Source organism: Sphingopyxis italica, assembly GCF_011926545.1.
GTDB lineage: Bacteria > Pseudomonadota > Alphaproteobacteria > Sphingomonadales > Sphingomonadaceae > Sphingopyxis > Sphingopyxis italica.
Window position 1 is genome coordinate 304197 of the sequence record NZ_JAATIT010000002.1, and the last position, 22012, is coordinate 326208.

Here is a 22012-nt window from a genome sequence, read left to right on the forward strand (position 1 = left end):
CGTGACGTCATGGCGCCGCCTTGTTGAAAAGCGTGTAGAAATTGGCGCTTGTTACGGCCGCGAGCGCATCCTTTTCCTCGCCCCGCAGATCGGCGAGGAAGGCGAGCGTGTCGGCGACAAAGGCGGGCTCGCCCGTCTTGCCGCGGTGCGGGACGGGGGCGAGAAATGGGGAGTCGGTTTCGATCAACAGCCGATCCTGCGGAAGCCATTTGGCGGTCGCCTGAAGCTCGGCGGCGTTCTTGAAGGTCACGATTCCCGAGATCGAGATGTAGAGGCCGAGATCGAGCGCCTTCCGCGCGAAATCGTCGCTCGCGGTGAAGCAGTGGATCACGCCGGGGAATACCGCGCGGGCCATCTCCTCGCCAAGCAGCGCCAGCGTATCCGCTTCGGCATCGCGGGTGTGGACGATGATCGGCAGGCCGGTCTGCTGCGACGCGTGGATGTGGCGACGGAAACTGTCCTGCTGTCGCGCCCGATCGCTCTTGTCGTAATAATAGTCGAGCCCGGTCTCGCCGATGCCGATCACCCGCGAATGCGCGGCGCGCTCGACCAGCTTGGCCGTGTCGACGTCGGGATGATGATCGGCGTCGTGCGGATGGATGCCGACGCTCGCCCACACATCCGGATTGGCCTCCGCGGCCGCAAGCACATCGTCCCATTCGCTTTCGCGCGTCGCGATGTTGAGCATCGCCGTGACACCCCGCTCCCGTGCACGCACCAGCACCTCGCCCTGCTGCTCGGCGAGCCCCTTGTAATTGAGGTGGCAGTGCGAATCGACGAGCATTACGCCTCCCCTTCCTCTTCTCCCTCAGGCAATTCGAGGCGCGGGAAGATTGGCACAGGCTGGCCGACCGCGAAACCGCTTGCAACCAGCTTCTCGAACCAGCCCATGTCAGCAAGTGCCGCAAAATCGCGCGTATCCTCGGCGATGCCCATCTGATCGAGCAGCTTGTCGGCGGCTGCGGGCACCACCGGGCGGATCGCGATTGCCAGCGTACGAACCGCCTGAAACAGCGTCATCAGCACCGCGCGCATGCGCTCGGGGTCGGTCTTGCGGAGCGCCCATGGCGCTTGCGTATCGACATATTGGTTGCACGCGAAGACGGCGCGGATCCAATCCTCGATGCCCACCGAAAAGGCGAGCTGCTCGAATTCGCGCGGCAGGCGTACACGCGCCATATCGAGTATGTCGGCAATCAAGCTTATGTCATCGTCTGTCGGCGACCAATCATTCGACAGAACGCCATCTAAATTCTTGAAAATCATCGACAAGCTGCGCTGCGCGAGATTGCCGAAACTGTTCGCGAGATCGGCGTTCGCGGTGCGAACGATCGCCTCGGCCGAATAGCTGCCATCCTGCCCGAAGCTGACTTCGCGGAGCAGATAATAGCGCAGCGCATCGACGCCGAACTGGTCGGCGAGCACCATCGGGTCGACGACATTGCCGAGCGATTTCGACATTTTCTCGCCGCGATTCAGAAGGAAGCCGTGGCCGAACACCTGCTTCGGCAGCGGCAGATTGGCGCTCATCAAGAACGCCGGCCAGTAAACCGTATGAAAACGAACGATATCCTTGCCGATCATATGGATATTCGCCGGCCAGAATTTTCCGAAGTCGCTGTCCGGATCGGGATAGCCGAGACCCGAGAGATAGGTCGTGAGGGCATCGACCCAGACATACATCACATGCCCCGGCGATCCCGGCACCGGCACGCCCCAGTCGAAGCTGGTGCGCGAGACGCTGAGATCCTTGAGTCCGCCTTCGACAAAGCGGAGCACTTCGTTGCGCCGGCTTTCGGGGCGGATGAAATCGGGCTGCTCCTTGTAGAGCGCGAGCAGCCGGTCCTGATAGTTCGACAGACGAAAGAACCAGCTTTCCTCGACCGTCCATTCGACCGGCGTCCCTTGCGGCGAGAGGCGGACGCCCCCTTCCCCGTCGGTCAGTTCGCTCTCGTCGTAAAAGGCTTCGTCGCGGACCGAATACCAGCCCTCATAGCGGTCGAGATAAAGATCGCCATTGGCCTCCATCGCCTTCCAGAGCGCCTGCGAAGCCGCATGATGCGCCGCGTCCGACGTGCGCGTGAAGACATCATAGCTGATATTCAGTTTGGCATACATCTCTCGGAAATAACCCGACATTTCGTCAGCCAGATCGATCGTTGCGCGTCCTTGGTCGCGCGCGGTCTGAAACATCTTCAGCCCATGTTCGTCGGTTCCGGTGACGAGCCGCACGTCGCGGCCCCGCGCGCGCTGGAAACGCGCCATGACATCGGTGGCGATCGCTTCATAAGCGTGGCCGATATGCGGACGGCCATTGGGGTAGCTGATCGCGGTGGTGATGTAGAAAGGTGCGTTATCTTCGGACATGCGCGCGCCTTAGCCGCTGGCGCGAGGGAGGGAAAGCGTCAGCGTGCGGCCCGTTCCGGTCGCGGCGCCAATTCGGCGAGGCAATTGCCGATTTCGAAGCCGACCATCGCGCCGTCATAGGATCCGCGGATTGCATCGCGGACTGTGCGCTGAACGCGGTCCCATTGCGCTAGGATCGGCGCGATTTCGGCAATCGGGCGCTCGCGCGCGATGCGGGAGAGTAGGCCCGGCACGATATCGATCACCAGCTCGAGGCGGGCGCGATTGCTCGTGCCGCCGACTTCGCGGGCCAGTGCCTCGCGCAGCCGGTTTTCGGGATCGCCGCTCGTCGCGATCGCCATCAACTTCTTCTCCATGACCGCCACGTCGCTATCGATGAGCGCCAGCGCCTTGCCCGGCACCCCGCCCGATGCGGCAACGATCGCACGCAGCTCGTCCATCTCTATCATCGGCCGCAGCTCGTGCAGCCATGTCGTCATGGCGTCACGGGCAACGGGTTGAAAACGCAGGGTTCTGCACCGTGAGCGGATCGTCGGCAACAGGCGTCCGGGCGAGTGGCTGACGAGCAGAAAAAGGGTTTTCGCCGGAGGCTCTTCCAGCGTCTTGAGCAGCGCGTTCGCCCCGTCGGTTTCAAGGTCGTCGACCGCGTCGACGATGATCACGCGCCATTCGCCAAGCGACAGGGACAGATGCAGGCGGCGGATCATTTGCCGAATCTGTTCGATCGTGATGTTGCGCGCGAGGTCCTTGGACTTGTCCTTCGGCTGGCGGGCGAGGCGCAGAGTTTCGGGATGGTTGCCCGCGTCGACCAATCGCGCCGCCGCATCGTCGCCGCGATCGTCGAGCGGGATCGCCTCGCCTTCGCCGCTGCGCCCATGCGTGACGAGAAAGCGCGCGACCCGCTCGGCAAAAGCGCCCTTCCCCATCCCCTGCGGCCCGGCCAGCAGCCAGGCATGATGGATGCGGCCGCCCTGCCACGCTTCGAGGAACGCCTTTTCGGCATCCTGATGGCCGATCATGGCAGCCATTCTACGAGCTCCGCGAAGATCGCCGCCGTCACCTCTTCGGCGCTTTTGTCGGCATCGACGATCCGCCAGCGTCCGGATTCGGCCCCGGCCATTTCGGCGAAGCGGGCGGCGAGGCGCGCCTGATAGTCGCGGGGCTTGCTCCCCATGCGGTCGCTGCCGCCACGTTCGGCGAGGCGCCGCGCCGCCTCGTCGAGGCTGACGGTGAGCAGGAAGGTGCGGTCGGGCAGTAATCCTTCCGAACCGAAGCCGTGCAGCGCAAGGAGATCGGCGTCGGTGATTCCGCCGCCCCCGCCCTGATAGGCGCGGCTCGAATCGACGAAACGATCGCACAAGACCCAGGCGCCGCGCGCCAGCGCCGGGCGGATCGTGCGCGCGACATGGTCGGCGCGTGCGGCGGCGAAGAGCAGGGCTTCGCTCCGCGCATTCCAGCGGTCGTCGCTGCCTTCCATCAACAGCGTCCGGATCGCCTCGGCGCCGGTGCTGCCGCCGGGCTCGCGCGTCGCGACGATTTCGAGTCCGCGTGCTTCGAGAGCGGCGGCAAGCGCGCGAATCTGTGTCGACTTGCCGACGCCCTCCCCGCCCTCAAGCGTGACGAATCGACCGGGCGTCACGTCGCTAGTCCGCGATGGTGAGGAATGGAAAGCGGGCCGTGCATGACCGGGCCGTAGCCCGGCCGATCGCTTTTGTCATCTCGCCCCAGCAGCGTTCGTTCGGCCTTTCGGCATGCCGCCGTGCCGATTTTGGGCTGCAACCGACATGCTTTTGTTCGCAAAGCCCCAGTTCATCAGCCGTTCGGCCTCTTCGCGGCGCGCCTTGTCGCTGGGCAGGCCCGCCACCACCATGATCAGGCGGCGCCCGTCGCGCTTCGCGGAACCGAGAAAGCAATAGCCAGCTTCCGACGTATGCCCCGTTTTGAGCCCGTCCGCGCCGACGAAACGGCCCAGAATCGGATTGCGGTTCGACTGGATGATCGGTTTGCCGTCGGGCGACATCCCGTGCTGGAATTTCGGGATCGAGAAATAGCGGGCATAGGCGCGCGGGTGATCGCGGATCAGCCGGTCGGCAAGCAGGATCAGATCGCCCGCGCTGACTTGGGTGACTCCGCCGTCGGGCCAGCCGCTCGCCGTGCCGAATCGGCTCGACACCATACCAATCTTTACCGCCATGTCATTCATTCGCTTAACGAAAGCGGCCTCACTGCCGTCGATGCCCACGGCAAGAACCGATGCCGCGTCGTTTCCCGAAACAGTGATCAGTCCCTTGAGGAGATCATCGACCGACACTTTCTCGCCCGCCCGCAGGAACATGGTGGATTCGCCGCGGCGCGCGCTCCACAGCTTCCATGTCGCGTCCTTCACTGTGAAAAGCTTGTCGCGCGACAATTCGCCCTTCTCGATCAAGTCGACGACGACATAGGCGGTCATCACCTTGGCCATGGATGCGGGTGCGAAGCGTTTGTCGGCGCCGCGTGAAAAGAGAATCCGGCCCGAATCGAGATCCTTGAGCATCACGACGGGCGCTTCGGTGACATAGGGTGCGCGGGTGACCGGCGCGCTCTTCGGGCTTGCCTCGCGAGCCGATGCGACGGGATGGGAGAGAAGCAGCACAAAGCCCGACAGGGCGGTTGCGGCGGTTCGGAAAAACACGGCTGGCTTGCGCATATCAGGCGGTCAACGGTCGCGTTGGATCAAGGCGTCGCGAAACCCCTTGGCCTTCGCCGTCGCCTGCGCGCTGCGCGCCTCGGCGTCGCCGGCGAACGGCCCCATGCGCACACGCCAGAGATTGCCGGCCTTGCTGACATGCCCGCCCACCAATTTCGCAGCTGCCGTGGCGCGGCTCTCGGTGCTGAAGGCGCCTACCTGCACAAAATAGCTGCCGGCGGTGGCTGCGGGCTTGGTGCCGGGTTGCGGTGGAGGCGCCGGCACCTTCGTTCCGGGACCTTCGACGATGAAGCGGCCCTCCCCCGCCTTGCCAGCCGCAGATGCGGTCGCGGGACTGGCGGGCGTCGACGCAGTAGCGGCTTTCGGTGCCGGCAATTCTTTCGCCTTGGCCCGGAGAATCGCCAGCAGTGATTGGGGCGTGGCAATCCGTTCGCGAACCGGCTCCCCGGCACGAAGCAGCCTGCGTTCGGCGGCGGGCGGGTTCGTTCGGCGCACGCGGACCGCGGTGACGCCATCGGCGATGCCGAGCTGCTCCGCCGCGCCGCGCGAAAGGCCGATCAGGCGGTCGGTGACCATCGGGCCGCGGTCGTTGACGCGGACAAGGATCGTCCGCCCGGTGTCGAGCGCGGTCACCTCGACATAGCTGGGCAGCGGCAGGGTCTTGTGCGCCGCGCTGATGCTCGCGGGATCGAAGGTTTCGCCGTTCGCCGTCGGCTTTCCGGCGAGATCGTCGCCGTACCAGCCCGCATAGCCGACCTCGTCATAGTCAGCGACGTCGATGGGCGTATAGGTCACTCCGCCGATTTTGTACGGATCGCCGATCGTCACCGGTACATCGGTCACGCCCGTGACCGCAGGCGCCGGGCTCGCCGTCGGTCCTGCTTCGCGTTTACCGTCCAAACTGCCGCAACCGGACAGCAGCAACGCTGCCCCGGCCATCAAGCCCCCGCCCCTAACGATCGATTTCATCCGCCAGCAACCCCACAGATAATGCGTAAAAATTGGAACAATTATAGTCCAATATCGCACGATAGTTACCGGTCAGCAAATATGCGGTCCGGCCAGGTCCATCGGGTTCGAGCAGAGTCGCCTGCACATTGCCATCGGGCCAGCGTCCGTTGACCGACCGAATGCCGGCCGCGCGCCATTCGGCCATCGATCGCCAACGGCTGTGACGATCGAAGACGCGCGGGCAGCGCGTCGGGGTCAGGCGATTGGCGACCGCGCCGCGATTGAAGCTCGCGGGGACCGTGACGGCGACGCCCCAGGGTTGCCCGGCGCGCCAGCCGGCGTTGCGAAGATAAGAGCCGATCGACTCGATCGCGTCGGCTTCGCTCGACCAGATCCGCGCGACGCCGTCGCCGTCGCCGTCCTCGGCGACGCGGAGATAGACCGACGGCAGGAATTGGGGATAACCGAAGGCGCCGGCCCAGCTGCCCTTCAGCACGCCGCGGGGCACGCCGCGCTCGACCATCACCAGCGTCGCGATCAACTCGGGCTCGAACAGGCTGCGGCGGCGTCCTTCATAGGCCAGGGTGGCGAGCGCCTCGGGCAGGTCGAAACCGCCCGTGACCTGGCCATAGGCGGTTTCATGGCCGTAAATGGCGATCATGATGCTCGTCGGAACGCCGGTGCGCTGCTCGATCCGCGACAGAAGCGGGAGCAACCGGTCATGGACGCGGCGCCCGCCGCCGATGCGCGCGGCATCGACATGCTTCGCCCTGTACGGCGCGAAAGCCGGGATCGGGGTGTTGGGGTTCGGCGGGCTGCCCAGATTGTCGCGGTCGAGCGCGACGACGCGCGGATTGTAGCGCAGCCCCGCCGTCACCCGGTCGAAGGTCGTGCGCGACACGCCGCGCGCCTGCGCCTTCGGCCATAGCGACTGGACATAGGTATCGAAGCCGGCATCGCCGCTCTGCGCATGAAGCGGCGCCGAAGCGGTGAGCATCCATGCCGACAGGAAAGCGGCAGCGATCCCGAAAAGGCGTCCGGCTCTGAAACTTATAGCGTGTATCATGTCCCCACCCATAAGGCGTGTCTCGCACAGATGCGAGCGGCTTGGCTAGGTCGCCGCAGGACGAGGCGAGTCATTCGCGCGGTGGGTCGAGCGGGCAAGGTTTCGCTTGCCGCCGGGCGCCGCCGCGCTATGGCGGCGGGCCAAGGACAGGTGGCCGAGTGGTTTAAGGCAGCGGTCTTGAAAACCGCCGTGGGTGCAAGCTCACCGTGGGTTCGAATCCCACCCTGTCCGCCATCAGGCGAAATGCAGCCGGCGATATTTCCCGCGGAAATAGAGCAAGGGGTCGCGGTGCGGTTCGAACTGTGCACGGACGACCCGGCCGACAAGGATGAAATGATCGCCCGCCTCGTGAAGCGATTCGCGCTGGCATTCGAACGACACGAGCGAACCGCCGAGCAGCGGCACACCGGTTTGCCCCGGCGCCCACGGCTGGTTGGCGAAACGATCCTCGCCCCTGGCAGCAAAACGGTTCGACGCGGGCTGCTGGCCGATTTGCAAGACGTTGACCCCGAAATGCGCCGCCCCGCGAAGCACCGGCGCGGTTCCCGCCGTGTTGGCGATGCACACGAGCAGCAGCGGCGGGTCGAGCGAAACCGAGGTGAAGCTGTTCGCGGTCAGCCCCACGGGCGTTCCCGCCGCGTCGAGCGCGGTGACGATCGTGATGCCGGTCGCGAAGCAGCCCATGGCGTCGCGCAGCGTGCGCGGGTCCGATCCGGCCTTGAATTCCATGGCCTCGCGCGGCTGGCGGCGCTCGAGGAATTCGAGGAGCTGGCCGAGCAATGCCTCTTTACGGTCGGAGGCAAGTTCGAGGTCGCATTCGTTGATGTCGGCGCTCTCGCCGAACGGCAGTGCCGCGTTGAATGCCTCGCTGGCCGCGCTGTCTTGCGCGGGCGAGAAGCCGCCGCGTACGACCAGCGTGGGCAACGCCAGCCGCGCTGCGACCCCGCTTTCAACGGCATCCTCATCGACCGGCATGTCGACGAGAACGAGGCCCGCGGCGAGATGCGCGCCGTCGAGCCCCAGCGCGCGCGTCGCGATCCAGCTGCCGCGCCCAGCGGCCACCACCACCGGGCGCGATCCCATCTGGGCGAGCACCGCTCTGAGATCTTCGATATGCGGCGCGAGTTCCCTGTCGCCGCGAAGGTCGAGATTCACGACGCGGCGGCCCGAAAGCACCAGCGCTTCGGCGACCTCGCGCCACGCGGTCCGGCCCTGCCCCACCTCGGGGACCAACAGCACGGCGGGGTCATTTTCGTCGCCGAGCATGTCGGCTGCCAGAGGAACTCCGCCGAAACCCTTATATTCGATGAGGCTCAAACATCCCCCTTGCCGCGCCGGCGGGCGCGGACGCCGGCGGGCTTCGATACCATCAGATTGCAAAGAATCGGATCATATCGAAAGCGGTCGCGGCGCGCCAGCGTGGAGGCGCGTCAGGCGCGCAGCGAGGCGAGCCGCTGATCGACGATCGCGTCGGCCTCGGCGATGATCCGGTCGATCAACTGCTTGCAGGTCGGGATGTCGTGGATCAGTCCCTGCACCATGCCCGCCCAGAAAACGCCCTTCGACAGATCGCCGCTCTCGAGCAATTCGCGGCCCGCCTTGCCGTTCACCAGTTCGGCGACATCGGCGAAGGTGGCGTCGGGAACCGCGAGGCGGCGCACGACCTCTTCGCTCACGGCGCTCTTGCCGACGCGCGCGGTGTTCTTGAGGCTGCGGAAGATCAGGAAGCTGCCGCGCTCGTCATTCTCGACATAGGCCTGTTTCACATTGTCGTGGATCGGCGCCTCGACGGTTGCGCAGAAGCGTGTGCCCATGTTGATGCCCTCGGCGCCCAGCGACAGCGCCGCGACGAGCCCGCGCCCGTCGCCGAAACCGCCCGACGCGAGCATCGGGATCTTCACCTTGTCGGCGGCGGCGGGGATCAGGATCAGCCCCGGGATATCGTCCTCACCCGGATGACCGGCGCATTCGAAGCCGTCGATCGAGATGATGTCGCAGCCCGCGCGCTCGGCCGACAGCGCGTGGCGAACCGCGGTGCATTTGTGGAGGATGGTGACGCCATGGGGTTTCAGCATCTCCCAGATCTCGCGCACCGCCTGCGTTCCCGCGGTTTCGACGATCTTGACCCCGCCGTCGATGATCGCCTGCGCATAGGCTTTGTAATCGGGCGCGTTGATCGTCGGAAAGACGGTCAGGTTCACGCCGAACGGCTTGTCGGTCATCGCGCGGCACCGCTCGATCTCGGCGGCGAGCGCCGCGGGGGTCGGCTGGGTCAGCGCGGTCAATATGCCAAGGCCGCCGGCGTTCGACACCGCGCTCGCCAGTTCGGCATAGCCGACGCTCTGCATCCCGCCCTGGACGATCGGATGTTCGATCCCCAGCATTTCGGTGATGCGTGTCTTGAAAGCCATTCGATCCCTCCTGTGCGGTCCTGCCCTTACGGCATCTTCGTTCCGGTCCATGAAATAACTTGACGCTTACGTCAACGTCGGGTTGACTAAGAAGGTGGTTAGATAGCGAAGGGAATCGGAATGACGGCGGGCGAAGGCATATCGGATCGGGCGCTGGCCATCGCCGCAAAGGTCGAAGCTTTCGTGCGCGAAACCGTCGCCCCTTATGAAGCCGACCCGCGCCGCGACCATCATGGCGCGCCGACCGACGAGCTGGTCATGGAGATGCGCGAGCATGCCCGCGCCGCCGGTGTGCTCACTCCCCACATTCTGAGCGACGGCAGCCACCTCAACCAGCGCGAGACCGCCGTCGTATTGATCAAGAGCGGCCTGTCGCCGCTCGGTCCCCTCGCCTGCAACACGATGGCCCCCGACGAGGGCAATATGTATCTGCTCGGCAAGGAAGGCAGCGCAGAACTCAAGGCGCGTTTCCTGAAGCCGATGGTTGAGGGCCGCGTTCGCTCGGCCTTTTTTATGACCGAGCCCGCCGAGGACGGCGGCGCCGGGTCCGACCCGTCGATGATGAAGACGACGTGCCACCTCGACGGCAATCATTGGGTCATCAACGGGCGCAAGACCTTTATTACCGGTGCGCAGGGCGCGCGTGTGGGCATCGTGATGGCGAAGGCGGAAGAAGGCGCGTGCATGTTCCTCATCGACCTGCCCGATCCCGCCATCCGCATCGACGATGTGCCGAACACGATCGACAGTTCGATGCCCGGCGGTCACGCGACGCTGACGATCGACAATCTGCGTGTGCCCGCCGACCAGATGCTGGGCGAGGCTGGCGAAGGCTTCCGTTATGCGCAGGTCCGCCTCTCTCCTGCCCGCCTGTCGCATTGCATGCGCTGGCTCGGCGCCTGCATCCGCGCGCACGAGATCGCGACCGACTATGCCAATCGTCGCGAGGCGTTCGGCAGGCCGCTGATCGAACATGAGGGCGTGGGTTTCATGCTCGCCGAGAATATGATCGACTTGAAGCAGGCGGAGTTGATGATCGACTGGTGCGCGGGCGTGCTCGACACCGGATCGCTCGGTACGGTCGAAAGCTCGATGGCGAAGGTCGCGGTGTCGGAGGCGCTGATGCGCATCGCCGACCGCTGCGTGCAGGTGATGGGCGGCACCGGCGTGACGGACAAAACGATCGTCGAGCAGGTGTTCCGCGAGGTTCGCGCCTTCCGCATCTACGACGGCCCGACCGAGGTCCACAAATGGAGCCTCGCGAAGAAGATCAAGCGCGACTGGAAAGCCGGGCTCGCCTGACAGGGGCGCCAGTTGATCCCGCTCCCTCGCCGCGTCAAAATACTTGACGTTTACGTTAACGTTCGGATGATGGCCGAAAGCAAAGGGTAGAGGAAACGGGGCGATGTCGATTTTGTACGACGAAGGGCAGCACGCGATCGCGACCGAGTCGCGGCGCGCGCTTGAGGGGCGGGTCAGCAAGGACGATCTGCTGCCGCTGCTCCAGACCAGCGGCCGATATCACGAGAATTTCTGGACGACGGCCAAGGAACAGGGCTGGACGGCGCTCGCGCTTCCCGAGGCGTTTGGCGGACTCGCGCTGGGCCTCGTCGAGCTGGGGCTGATCGCGCATCAGGCAGGACGATCGCTCAGCGGTGCGCCGTTCCTGACGTCGAGCTTTGGCGCGGCGAAGGCAATCGAGCTTTACGGTAACGACACGCAAAAGGCGCGCTGGCTTCCCGGGCTTGCAAGCGGCGAGACGATCGGCGCGGTGGCGTTCGCGGCGGGGCCCGATCCCTTGCCCGCCCGGCCCGGCGTCGCGCTGAAGGCAGGCAAGCTCGGCGGAAGGGCTGTCGGCGTATCGGGCGGGCTTTTCGCCGATGTCGCTGTTGTTTTCGCCGACGAGGGCGGCACGTCTGTGCTGGCAATCGCCGATTTGGCCGGCGTCGCACGCGACGCGATCGACAGCTTCGACAACAGCCGTTGCATCGCCGATCTGACCTTTGCCGACACACCCGCCGAAACGCTCGTAACCGGTGAGGCGGCGCGCACCGCGGCACTCCATATTCTTGCATTGCAGGCGGTCGTCACCGCGCACGAACAGACAGGCGGCGCCGAGGCGCTGATGGAGACCGCGCGCGATTATGCTTTGACGCGCAAGGCTTTCGGTCAGCCGATCGGCGCCTTTCAGTCGATCAAGCACCGCATCGCCGAGCTCTACGGCCTCGTCGAACTCGCGCGCGCCAATGCGATCCACGCTGCGGCGCGCGAGGAACAGGATGACTTCATCATCGCGGCCGCCGCCGCGCGGCTGTCGGCGACCGAGGCATATGACACCGCCGCGCGCGACTGCGTCCAGATCCATGGCGGCATCGGCGTGACGTGGGAGATCGGATTGCATCTGCACATACGCCGCTCGCGTACACTCGCGCTCGAACAGGGGAGCAGCTTCTTCTGGGAGGATGTGCTCGTCGACCGGCTGGCAGGAGGCGCCGCATGACCGATCTCGAAACCTATCGCGCCAAAGCTGCGGCTTGGTGCGAATCGATGGTTCCAACATTTGGAAAGGCGGCGCGCAAGGGGCTGGCCGTCGAGGAAGATCTCGCGCTCGGCCGCCGTTACCAGAAGGCGAAATTCGACGCGGGTTATGCCGGCATCAACTGGCCGACCGACCTCGGCGGCCAGGGCCTTGGCCACCTCGAAAAAATCACTTTCGAGGGCGAGGAGATGAAGCACGGCTTCCCGAACGTCTATTTCGGGATTTCGCTCGGCATGCCCGTGCCGGTGCTGATGCAGTTCGGCAGCGACCGCGAGTTTGTGAAGGAGCGCGTGCTGAAGGCGCTGCAAGGCGAGGAAATCTGGTGCCAGCTCTTTTCCGAACCCTCGGGCGGCACCGATCTTGCCGGCCTGCGCACCCGCGCCGAGACCGACGGCAACGGCTGGAAGATCAACGGGCAAAAGGTCTGGACCAGCTGGGCGCAATATAGCGATTATGGCGTCATCGTCGTGCGCACCGACCCGACGGTCGCGAAGCACAAAGGGCTCACCTATTTTTGGGTCGACATGAAGGCGCCGGGCGTCACGGTGCGCCCGATCAAGCTCGCGGGTGGCGACAGCCATGTGAACGAAGTTTTCTTCGACGATGTGAAGATCAGCGACGACCATCGCATGTCGCCGGTCGGCGGCGGCTTCGCCGTCGCGCTCGCGACGCTGATGATCGAACGCTATGTCGCGACCGACAGCGCGGGCTTCGGTCCGCACCTCGATCTGTTCGTCGATCTTGCGAAAGAGGTCCGGCTGAACGGCCGCCCCGCGATCGAGGACGGCCGCATCCGTCAGCAGATCGCGCGCAATTACGCGATGCGCGCCGGACTCGATTCGATCAACCGCCGCGCGCGGCTGATGATGCAGGCGGGGATGACGCCGGGTCCCGAAGGTTCGCTCAACAAGCTCGTCGCGGTGCGCTCGCGCCAGAAGCTGTCCGAACTCGCGCTCGACCTGCAGGGGACCGATGCCTTTGCGTTCGACGAACATGCCTCGCTCAAGGACGACTGGGCGTCGAGCTGGATCAATGCGCCGACGGGCCGCATCGCGGGCGGGTCGGACGAAACTTTGCTCAACACGATCGCAGAGCGCATCCTCGGGCTTCCGCAGGACCATCGCCCCGACAAGGGCATCCCCTTCAACCAGATTCCGGCCTGAGGAGCCTCCCCATGAAAATCGATTCCAGCATATCGGCCGTGGTCACCGGCGGCGCGTCGGGCCTTGGCCGCGCGACCGCCGAGGCGCTCGCCGCGTCGGGCGCGAAGGTCGCGATCTTCGACATCAACGATGCGCTCGGCGAGGAGGTCGCGGCGTCGATCGGCGGGCTTTTTGTTCATGTCGACATCACCGATGAACACTCGGTCCTCGATGGCTATGCCAAGGCGCGCGCCGCGCATGGGCAGGAGCGCGTCTGCGTCCATTGCGCGATGACCTCGCGCCGCGGCAAGACGCTCGCCTATGACAAGGAAACCGGAGGCTATCGCCGGACGCCCACCGCCGACTATGCCTTTGGCGTCGAAGGCATATTGACCGCGAGCTATCGTGTTGCATCGATCGCCGCCGAAGGCATGGCTAGCCTTCCCGAAATGGAAGATGGCGAACGCGGCGCGATCGTGCTGACTGCCTCGGTCGCGGCGCAGGATGGCCAGATCGGCCAAGTCATCTATGGCTCGGCAAAAGCCGGCGTGAACGGGCTTGTCCTGCCGATGGCGCGCGACCTGATGGATCTCGGCATCCGCGTCAATTCGATCATGCCGGGCGTGTTCGGCACGCCGCTCCTCAATAATATGAACCCGAAGGTGAAGGAGAGCCTAGAAGCCTCGGTCCCCTTCCCCAAGCGCCTCGGCAAAGCCGAGGAATATGCGAGTCTCGCGATGGAGATGGTTCGTAATACCTATTTCAACGGCCAGGCGGTGCGCCTCGATGGCGCCATTCGCATGGCTCCCCGCTAATCTTCCCGACCGAAAGGATTTCCCTCATGGCCGAAGCCTATATCATCGACGCCGTTCGTACCCCTCGCGGAGTGGGCAAGCCCGGCAAGGGCGCGCTCTCGCACCTCCACCCCCAGCACCTCGCCGCGACCGTGCTCGCCGCAATCCGCGACCGCAATAACCTCGACACCGCGACCGTCGACGACATCGTCTGGTCGACCTCGTCGCAGAACGGCAAGCAGGGCGGCGACCTCGGCCGCATGGCGGCGCTGTCGGCGGGCTATGACACCAAAGCCTCGGGCACCACTCTCGACCGCTTCTGTGGCGGCGGCATCAGCTCGGTCAACTTCGCTGCCGCGAGCGTGATGAGCGGCATGGAAGATTGCGTCATCGCCGGCGGCACCGAGATGATGAGCTATACGACCGCCCATGCCGCCGAACAGGCGAACGCCGGGCTGCCGCCGCGCCTGATGGGGTCGGGCCACGAGGCGCTCGACGAACTCCACCCGCAATCGCATCAGGGTGTGTGCGGTGACGCGATCGCGACGATCGAAGGGATCAGCCGCGAAGCACTCGACGCGCTCGCGCTCGTCAGCCAGCAGCGCGCCGATCGCGCGATCAAGGAAGGCCGCTTCGCCAAATCGGTGGTACCCGTCCTGAACACCGACGGCAGCGTCGCGCTCGACCATGAGGAATTTCCGCGGCCCGAAACGACCGCCGAGGGCCTTGCCTCGTTGAAGCCTGCTTTCACCGGCCTTGCCGATTTCGACCTCGGCGGCGGCTTCACCTTCCGCAAGCAGGTCAACCGCCGGTATCCCGACGTCGAAATCCAGCATTTCCACCACGCGGGCAATTCGTCGGGTGTCGTCGACGGCGCCGCGGCGCTGCTGCTGACGTCGAAGGACTATGCCGACAAACACGGCCTCAAGCCCCGAGCGCGCGTCGTCGCCTATGCCAATATCGGCGACGATCCGACGCTGATGCTCAACGCGCCGGTTCCGGCGGCGAAGAAGGTGCTCGAAAAAGCCGGGCTCACGAAGGAAGACATCGACGTCTGGGAAATCAACGAGGCTTTCTCGGTCGTTGCAGAGAAGTTCATCCGCGATCTCGATCTCGACCGTGAGAAGGTGAATATCAACGGCGGCGCGATGGCGCTCGGCCATCCGATCGGTGCGACGGGGTCGATCCTGATCGGGACCGCGCTCGACGAGCTCGAACGTTCGGGCGGCCGCTATGGCCTCGTCACCATGTGCGCCGCCGGCGGCATGGCGCCCGCGATCATCATCGAACGTATCTGAGGGACAGGGAGAGCATCATGGCCGGGCCGCTGAAGGGTATCAGGATCATCGAATTTGCCGGCATTGGTCCCGGTCCCTTCTGCGGCATGATGCTTGCCGACCATGGCGCCGAGGTGATCCGCATCGATCGCCCCGGCGGCTTCATGGACCCGCGCGATCCGCTGAGCCGCAACCGGACGTCGATCGCGCTCGACATGAAGAACCCGGATGCCGTGCAGATCGCGCGCGAGCTGTGCAAAAGCGCCGAAGGGATCATCGAGGGCTATCGCCCCGGCGTGATGGAGCGGCTCGGGCTCGGCCCCGAGGTGCTGCTCGCCGACAATCCGAAGCTCGTCTACGGCCGCATGACCGGCTGGGGGCAGTTCGGCCCCTATGCCCAGGCTGCGGGGCACGACATCAACTATATCTCGCTCTCGGGCGTCCTTCACGGCATCGGGCGCGCGGGCGAGAAGCCGGTGCCGCCGGTCAATTATGTCGGCGACTTCGGCGGCGGCGGCATGATGCTGGCCTTCGGCATGTCGAGCGCGCTCGTCCACGCCGCGCGCACCGGTGAGGGTCAGGTGATCGACTGTGCGATGACCGACGGTTCGGCGCTGCTCGCGGGCATGACCTGGGGCTTCCACGCCGCTGGGCGGCTCAAGGATGAAGCCGGCGTCAACATGCTCGACGGGGCAGCGCATTTTTACGACAGTTATGTGTGTTCCGACGGCAAGTTCATCTCGATCGGCTCGATCGAACCGCAATTCTATGCGTTGCTCCGCGAAAAGACGGGTCTCATCGATGATCCCGATTTCGATGCGCAGATGGACCCGTCGAAATGGGCGCCGCTCAAGGAGAAACTGACTGCGCTGTTCAAGACCAAGACACGCGACGAATGGTGCGCGATCATGGAAATGACCGACGTCTGCTTCGCGCCGATCCTGTCGCTGAGCGAAGCGCCGCAGCATCCGCACAATGTCGAACGCGAAACCTTCCTGACGGTCAGCGGGGCGGTGCAGCCCGCGCCCGCGCCGCGCTATTCTGTGACGGTCAACGACACGCCGAGCCCGGCCCCGGCGGTCGGTGCCGATGGCGATGCTGTGCTAGCGAATCTGGGTTATGACGCTGACAAGATTGCCGCGCTCCGCGAAGGCGGCGCGGTGCGCTGACGGCTCAGGCGCCGCGCGCGGCCATCGCTTCCCAAAGGCCGCGTCCGCCAAAACCGCCGACCTGACGGCCGAGAATTTGAGCCCAATGAGCGTCGTTCCCTTGGGCGCTGCGCCAGCGCATCAGCGGGATCGTCACGCGGTGGAGGTCATATTCCCCGGTAAAACCGATCGCGCCATGCACCTGGTGCGCGATGGCGGTGACGACGCCGACCGCACGGTTGGCGCGGAGTTTCGCCGCCGCAATTTCAAAGTCGGCTGCCAACGGGTCGCGGCCCACGGCATCCAGCCGCGCAGCCAGCGCCGCCGCCGCGGCATCGACCGCACGCACTTCGCACGCCATGACCGCGAGCGATTGCTGCACGGCCTGGAATTTGCCGAGCGGCCGTCCGAACTGCTGACGGGTATTCACATGGTCAATCGACAGCGCGAACGCCTGCGCCATTGCGCCCGCCATCAGGCTGACGGTTGCTGCAGCAAGAAGTGCCTCGTTCACGATGAACTCGGCGACCGGTAGCTCGGGCACGGCCACTCCAGCGATTTGCAGCACGGCGTCGACGTCGCCCCAGTCGCCGCCAAAACCGCCCTGATCTTCCGAGACCAGCAAGAGATCGAAGCCCGCCTCCTCGATTGGCGTCATCCCTGTTGCCGACGCTTCGGCAAACACCGCGCGCGCGGTATCGCAAAGCATATCACGCGCCTCGCTCATCGGAGGCCCAATCCGCGCGCGATGATCCCGCGGATCACTTCGCGCGTCCCACCACGCAATGAGAAGCTGGGTGACGCGATGAGCAGCGCGCGGAGCAGTTTGGCGAGATCGGTGTCACCGTCCCAGGCGCAATCGACGATGGCCTGCACGCGGCGCGGCATATCCTGTTCGAAGGCATTGCCGAGTTCCTTCACCACCGACGCCTCGACCATCGGATCCTCGCCCGCCGCGAGCTTGGCCGCGGTCGACATCGACAGCTGGCGCAGCGTCCACATCTCGGCGGTGAGCTCGCCGATCAGACCCGCGACCGCCGGATCGGGATCGGGGCCCGCCGCATCGACCAGCGCGGCCAGCAGCGCATGGCTCGACAGATAACGTTCCGGCCCCGAGCGTTCGAGGCCGAGTTCGGCGGTGACCTGTTTCCATCCCTGCCCGCGCGTCCCGACCAGCGCGCCGTGCGGCACGAGGACATCGTCGAAGAAGACTTCGTTGAAGTCGTGATGCCCCGCCATGTCGATGATCGGGCGAATCGTGATGCCGGGCGTATCGAGGTCGATCAACAGCTGGCTGAGCCCGGCATTACGCTCGCTACCTTCCTCGGTGCGGACGAGCGCGAGCATGATGTGGGAGAAATGCGCGCCGGTGGTCCAGATTTTCTGGCCGTTGATGCGCCAGCCTTCTGTCGTCTCGCGAGCGATGGTCCGCACGGCGGCAAGGTCGGATCCGGCGCCCGGCTCGGACAGGCCGATGCAGGCATAAAGCTCGCCCTTCGCGATTCCGGGCAGGTAACGCTCGCGTTGTTCCTCGCTGCCGTAGCGCAGGATCAGCGGACCGGTTTGACGGTCGGCGATCCAGTGTGCGCCGACGGGCGCTCCCGCCGCCAGCAATTCCTCGATCACGACATAGCGTTCGAGCGGATGGTGGTCGCCGCCGCCATATTGCGCCGGCAATGTCATTCCCACATAGCCTGCGGCACCGAGCGCGCGGCTGAAATCCGGATCGAAACTCGCCCAGCAATTGGCCCGCGCGACCACATCATCCTGCGGCTGATTCATCGCAAGCCAGCCCCGCAAATCGGTGCGCAGTGCGGCAACGTCACCGGGCGGATCGAAAGGATAGAGCGCAAAGCCTTGCATGTCGCACCAGCCATGCAATAGCTTTGGTTAGTCAGCAAAGGATAATTGAAGATGGGCGAATTTCTGAGTGTCGAGCGGCGGGGCAAGATCGCGATCCTGACGATGATCAAGCCCGAAAGCATGAATGCGATCGGCACCCACGAAGACTGCCAGGACATCATCGACACGCTGCGCACCCTTGGCGACGACCGGGGCGTCAGCGCGATCATCCTGACCGGCAGCGGCAAGGCGTTCAGCGCCGGCGGGAACCTGAAAGGGATGCAAGACCGCACCGGCATCGGCGTGCTCGATCAGCCCGATTCCACCCGCGCCAATTACCGCAAGGGCGTGCAGGCGGTGATCCGCGCGCTGATGGACTGCGAGGTTCCGATGATCGCCGCGGTCAACGGCCACGCGATCGGCCTTGGCGCCGACCTTGCCTGCACCTGCGATATTCGCATCGCGGCCGAGAGCGCGAAATTCGCGTGCAGCTTTATCAAGGTCGGGATCGTCCCGGGCGACGGCGGCGCCTGGCTGCTCCAGAAGATACTCGGCTATCCGCGCGCCGCCGAACTGTTTCTTACCGGGGACCGCTTTGACGCCGCGCAGGCAAAGGAATATGGTCTGGTCACGGACGTCGTGCCCGATGCGGAACTGCTCGACCGCGCGATCGCCATCGCCGAGCGGATCGTCTGCAACCCGCCCCGCGCGCTGCGTCTGACGAAACGTCTGCTGCGCGAAGCGCAGCACAGCCGGATGAGCGATATTTTGGAACTCAGTGCAGCCTATCAGGCGATCGTCCACGAAACCGCGGATAACCGCGAGGCGATCAATGCCTTCGTCGAAAAGCGTCCCCCTATGTTTACAGGAGAATGACCATGCTCGCCGAGCGTGTCCTGCCGCTGTCCGGCATCCACAATTTTCGCGACTATGGCGGCTATGCCGTCGAGGGCGGCGGGCGGTTGCGCGGTGGAACGCTGTGGCGCTCGGCGCACCATGAGGCGGCGACCGACGAGGATTTGACCGCGCTCGACGCGCTGGGGCTCGAGACGGTCGTCGATCTGCGCGGCGATGACGAGCGCGAGATGCACCCGTGCCGGCGGTCGGATAATTTCGCGGCGCGCGTGCTGTTCGCGGGCGGGGTGACGGCGGGGCTCGCGCCGCATTTGCAGGCGGCGGGCGGGACGATCGATGTCGAGACGGCGCGCGAACGGATGATCGACACCTATGCCGGCATGCCCTATCGCCCCGCGCTTGTCGCGACGTTGCGGCTCTATCTGGCGGCGCTCGCCGAATATGATGCGCCGAGCCTCGTCCACTGCGTTGCCGGCAAGGATCGCACGGGGTTCGCCGTCGCGATCGTCCACCGGTTGCTTGGCGTCCACGAAGACGATCTGATGCACGATTATCTTCTCACCAACACCGCGGGCAAGATCGAGGAACGCATCGCGCAGGGCGCCGCGCATATCCGATCGCGCTACGGTGCCGAAATCCACGACGATGCGATCCGCGCGCTGATGTCGGTCAATCCCGCCTATCTCGACGCCGCGTTGGCCACGGTGCGCCGCGATCATGGCGATATCGCGACCTATGCCGAGGGGGTGCTGAACTTCACCCCCGAGATGCGCGAGGCGCTGCTCGACCGGCTGGTGGTCTAGGGGCCTATTCGCCCCGCACCAGCACTCCGCCCTTCACCACCGCATCGACGCTTTCGAGTTGGCGCACGTCGGTCAGCGGATCGCCGTCGACCGCGACGATGTCGGCATAGCGGCCGACCGCGATCGCGCCGACGTCCTTTTCGCGCCCGAGCGCCTCGGCGGCGGTTTTCGTCGCGGCCTGGATCGCCTGCATCGGGGTCATCCCATATTCGACCATGACGCGGAACTGCTTGCCGACGTCGCCGTGCGGCATCACGCCGGCGTCCGAACCGAACACCATGCGCACGCCCGCCTTCACCGCCTTGCGGAAATTGTCGCGCTGAATCTGCGCGATTTCGCGATCCTTGCGGAGATTATCCTCGAGCACGCCGTTCTTCGCGCCTTCGGCCTGCGTATATTCGGTGTTGTAGATATCCATCGAGAACCACACGGGACGCTTGCGCGCGAGCGCCATGCGGATGCCCTCGTCGTCGACGAGGCTGACATGCTCGATCGTATCGATGCCCGCCGCGATCGCAGCGCGGATGCCCTCGGCACCATGCGCGTGCGCGGCGACGCGAAGGCCCCATTGATGCGCTTCGTCGGCGATCGCGGCGAGTTCCTTCTCCGACACCTGCAACTGGCCCGGTTCGGTGTTGCGCGAAAAGACGCCGCCGGTCGCGCACACCTTGATTACCTCGGCGCCATATTTGCGCTGGCGGCGGACCTGATAGCGCAGCTCGTCGGGCGTGTCGCCGATGCCCTCTTCCTTGCCGTCCTTCTTCTCCAGGCTCGGCGGCAGGTAAGTGCTGTCGCAATGCCCGCCGGTCGCGCCCAGCGCATAGCCCGCGGGGACGATGCGCGGCCCGGTCGCATAGCCGGCGTCGATCGCCTGCTTGAGCCCGATGTCGTTGCGGTCGCTTGAGCCGACGTTGCGCACCGTGGTGAAGCCCGCGCCGAGCATGTCGTTGGCATTCTTGACGGCGGTCATGCCCCAGAAGCTGTCGGTGAATTCGAGTCCGCGATAGCCGCCGATGTCGGCGGGACCGTCGAGGTGGACGTGCATGTCGATGAGGCCCGGAAGCAGCGTCTTATCGCCAAGGTCGATATGCTTGACATTCGATCCCCAACGCACCGTGCGCGCATCGGCGATGTTCGTGATGCGGCCGTCGGCACCGACGAAGATCGCGGGAAACTCGACCGCCTTGCCGGTCAGCACGTCGATATAGCGCGCGGCGGTGATGACGGTCTGGCCGGCGGCGTCCTGTGCCTGTGCCGGCATGGTCAAGGCGGCAAAGAACGCCGTCGAGCCCAAAGCGATTCCCCGCAGAAAACTCCCTAACTTCACTCGCGATTGCATGTTTACCCCGCCCGTTGTTCTTGCCCGCAAACTAGATGGCAAACCGCCGCAAAATAGGACAGCGGAAAATGCTTCAGGCGGTCGCCCTGTGCTTGGCAACCCACCAAGCACCGAGCAGCGCGAACGCCGCGCCGAGCATCGTGCCCCCCGCGATGTCGCTCGCCCAATGAACGCCGAGCATGATCCGCGAGAAGCCGTTGAGGATGATCATCGCCGCGGCGAGCGTCCAGGCGAAGGGCCGCCAGCGCGGCGGCGCGAGCCAGGCAAGGAGGAGGTAGACCGTCGCCGCGCTCGTCGCGTGGCCGCTGGGGTAGGAAAAGCTCGTCTGATGGTCGAGGTGATCGATCAGGTCGGGCCGCGCGCGGCCGAAACCGAGCTTCAGTACGCTCGACGCAAGGTTCGAGAGCAGCGACGCGCCGCCGAGCGCGACCGCGCAGCGCGGCCCGCACCAGTGCCATACGAGCCCGCACAGCAGGATGACGATGATCCAGCGCGGGGTGCCGCCGCCGATCCAGCTGGCCCATTGCATGAATGCGACGAAGGCGGGGTCGCTTTCGTCGGCGCGGATCGCAAGGCCGTGAGAGATTTGCCAGTCGGCGGCATGCGTCCAGCCGGCACCGACTACGAAGCCGAGCAGGATGGTGGTGAGGAGGAGCGCCGCAGCAATGACAGGTAGTCGGTCGATCTTGGCTATTACATGTCCCCCCTTTGTCATTCCCGCGAAAGCGGGAACCCAGCGAGCTGACGGTGCAACTGGGTTCCCGCTTTCGCGGGAATGACGAAATTAGT

General features: G+C 65.3%; 21 protein-coding genes and 1 tRNA gene. 9 read left to right on the forward strand and 13 right to left on the reverse strand.

The features are described from left to right. Positions 1-7: 7 nt before the first annotated feature. The 7 genes from GGR90_RS09165 to GGR90_RS09195 all read right to left on the reverse strand — a co-directional run bounded on the left by GGR90_RS09165 (position 8) and on the right by GGR90_RS09195 (position 7073). A complete protein-coding gene (locus GGR90_RS09165; RefSeq protein WP_167921127.1) occupies positions 8-784 on the reverse strand; it encodes a TatD family hydrolase in 777 nt (258 codons plus the stop codon). Continuing rightward, positions 784-2367 (reverse strand): methionine--tRNA ligase, encoded by a 1584-nt coding sequence (gene metG, locus GGR90_RS09170; protein ID WP_167921128.1) that lies wholly within the window; start codon positions 2365-2367, stop codon positions 784-786. Before metG ends, GGR90_RS09165 begins: the two co-directional genes overlap by 1 nt. Before the next feature lie 38 nt (positions 2368-2405). Continuing rightward, positions 2406-3395 carry a DNA polymerase III subunit delta' gene (locus GGR90_RS09175; protein WP_167921129.1) on the reverse strand — a complete coding sequence of 330 codons (990 nt, stop codon included), beginning with the start codon at positions 3393-3395 and terminating at the stop codon, positions 2406-2408. Beyond that, the gene (gene tmk, locus GGR90_RS09180; RefSeq protein ID WP_167921130.1) at positions 3383-4006 is read right to left on the reverse strand and encodes a dTMP kinase; all 624 of its coding nucleotides are present in this window, start codon (positions 4004-4006) and stop codon (positions 3383-3385) included. The genes GGR90_RS09175 and tmk overlap by 13 nt, the downstream gene beginning before the upstream one ends. A gap of 75 nt (positions 4007-4081) precedes the next feature. Next, complete coding sequence (locus GGR90_RS09185; protein ID WP_280740842.1) at positions 4082-5056, reverse strand: D-alanyl-D-alanine carboxypeptidase family protein; 975 nt, start codon at positions 5054-5056, stop codon at positions 4082-4084. A 9-nt stretch (positions 5057-5065) separates the two neighbouring features. Next, positions 5066-5995 carry a septal ring lytic transglycosylase RlpA family protein gene (locus tag GGR90_RS09190; protein WP_245198556.1) on the reverse strand — a complete coding sequence of 310 codons (930 nt, stop codon included), beginning with the start codon at positions 5993-5995 and terminating at the stop codon, positions 5066-5068. A gap of 13 nt (positions 5996-6008) precedes the next feature. Beyond that, the gene (locus tag GGR90_RS09195) at positions 6009-7073 is read right to left on the reverse strand and encodes a lytic murein transglycosylase (RefSeq protein WP_167921133.1); all 1065 of its coding nucleotides are present in this window, start codon (positions 7071-7073) and stop codon (positions 6009-6011) included. A gap of 144 nt (positions 7074-7217) precedes the next feature. Between GGR90_RS09195 and GGR90_RS09200 the strand changes: the two genes are divergently transcribed. Then, positions 7218-7307, forward strand: a tRNA-Ser gene (locus GGR90_RS09200). Here GGR90_RS09200 and GGR90_RS09205 read toward each other — a convergent pair. Both GGR90_RS09205 and GGR90_RS09210 read right to left on the reverse strand, forming a co-directional pair. Beyond that, on the reverse strand, positions 7308-8390 hold the full coding sequence (locus GGR90_RS09205; protein WP_209023662.1) for a flavin reductase: 1083 nt from the start codon (positions 8388-8390) through the stop codon (positions 7308-7310). Positions 8391-8503: 113 nt separating this feature from the next. Next, the gene (locus GGR90_RS09210) at positions 8504-9484 is read right to left on the reverse strand and encodes an NAD(P)H-dependent flavin oxidoreductase (RefSeq protein ID WP_167921134.1); all 981 of its coding nucleotides are present in this window, start codon (positions 9482-9484) and stop codon (positions 8504-8506) included. A 120-nt stretch (positions 9485-9604) separates the two neighbouring features. Here GGR90_RS09210 and GGR90_RS09215 point away from each other — a divergent pair, with 120 nt between their 5' ends. The 6 genes from GGR90_RS09215 to GGR90_RS09240 all read left to right on the forward strand — a co-directional run bounded on the left by GGR90_RS09215 (position 9605) and on the right by GGR90_RS09240 (position 16405). Continuing rightward, positions 9605-10786 (forward strand): acyl-CoA dehydrogenase family protein, encoded by a 1182-nt coding sequence (locus GGR90_RS09215; RefSeq protein WP_167921135.1) that lies wholly within the window; start codon positions 9605-9607, stop codon positions 10784-10786. 103 nt (positions 10787-10889) lie between these two features. Then, positions 10890-11984, forward strand: a complete 1095-nt coding sequence (locus GGR90_RS09220) for an acyl-CoA dehydrogenase family protein (protein WP_167921136.1) — start codon at positions 10890-10892, stop codon at positions 11982-11984. Further along, positions 11981-13186 (forward strand): acyl-CoA dehydrogenase family protein, encoded by a 1206-nt coding sequence (locus tag GGR90_RS09225; RefSeq protein WP_167921137.1) that lies wholly within the window; start codon positions 11981-11983, stop codon positions 13184-13186. Before GGR90_RS09220 ends, GGR90_RS09225 begins: the two co-directional genes overlap by 4 nt. An 11-nt stretch (positions 13187-13197) precedes the next feature. Then, entirely contained in the window at positions 13198-13980 is a 783-nt protein-coding gene (locus GGR90_RS09230; RefSeq protein ID WP_167921138.1) for an SDR family NAD(P)-dependent oxidoreductase, read from the forward strand. 26 nt (positions 13981-14006) lie between these two features. Next, on the forward strand, positions 14007-15257 hold the full coding sequence (locus tag GGR90_RS09235) for an acetyl-CoA C-acetyltransferase (protein ID WP_167921139.1): 1251 nt from the start codon (positions 14007-14009) through the stop codon (positions 15255-15257). Positions 15258-15274: 17 nt separating this feature from the next. Continuing rightward, on the forward strand, positions 15275-16405 hold the full coding sequence (locus GGR90_RS09240; protein ID WP_167921140.1) for a CaiB/BaiF CoA transferase family protein: 1131 nt from the start codon (positions 15275-15277) through the stop codon (positions 16403-16405). Between the two features lie 4 nt (positions 16406-16409). Here the strand turns inward: GGR90_RS09240 and GGR90_RS09245 are convergent, their stop codons facing one another. Together GGR90_RS09245 and GGR90_RS09250 are read right to left on the reverse strand one after the other, a co-directional pair. Further along, positions 16410-17111 carry an acyl-CoA dehydrogenase family protein gene (locus GGR90_RS09245; RefSeq protein WP_167921141.1) on the reverse strand — a complete coding sequence of 234 codons (702 nt, stop codon included), beginning with the start codon at positions 17109-17111 and terminating at the stop codon, positions 16410-16412. After that, the gene (locus GGR90_RS09250; protein WP_167921142.1) at positions 17108-18247 is read right to left on the reverse strand and encodes an acyl-CoA dehydrogenase family protein; all 1140 of its coding nucleotides are present in this window, start codon (positions 18245-18247) and stop codon (positions 17108-17110) included. Before GGR90_RS09250 ends, GGR90_RS09245 begins: the two co-directional genes overlap by 4 nt. Positions 18248-18298: 51 nt before the next feature. Here GGR90_RS09250 and GGR90_RS09255 point away from each other — a divergent pair, with 51 nt between their 5' ends. Next, a complete protein-coding gene (locus GGR90_RS09255; protein WP_167921143.1) occupies positions 18299-19102 on the forward strand; it encodes a crotonase/enoyl-CoA hydratase family protein in 804 nt (267 codons plus the stop codon). 2 nt (positions 19103-19104) lie between these two features. Next, positions 19105-19884 carry a tyrosine-protein phosphatase gene (locus tag GGR90_RS09260; RefSeq protein ID WP_167921144.1) on the forward strand — a complete coding sequence of 260 codons (780 nt, stop codon included), beginning with the start codon at positions 19105-19107 and terminating at the stop codon, positions 19882-19884. Between the two features lie 4 nt (positions 19885-19888). Here the strand turns inward: GGR90_RS09260 and GGR90_RS09265 are convergent, their stop codons facing one another. Both GGR90_RS09265 and GGR90_RS09270 read right to left on the reverse strand, forming a co-directional pair. Next, entirely contained in the window at positions 19889-21223 is a 1335-nt protein-coding gene (locus tag GGR90_RS09265; RefSeq protein ID WP_167921145.1) for a Xaa-Pro dipeptidase, read from the reverse strand. A gap of 73 nt (positions 21224-21296) precedes the next feature. Continuing rightward, positions 21297-21938, reverse strand: coding sequence for a phosphatase PAP2 family protein (locus tag GGR90_RS09270; RefSeq protein WP_167921146.1), 642 nt, complete (start codon positions 21936-21938; stop codon positions 21297-21299). Positions 21939-22012 lie beyond the last annotated feature (74 nt).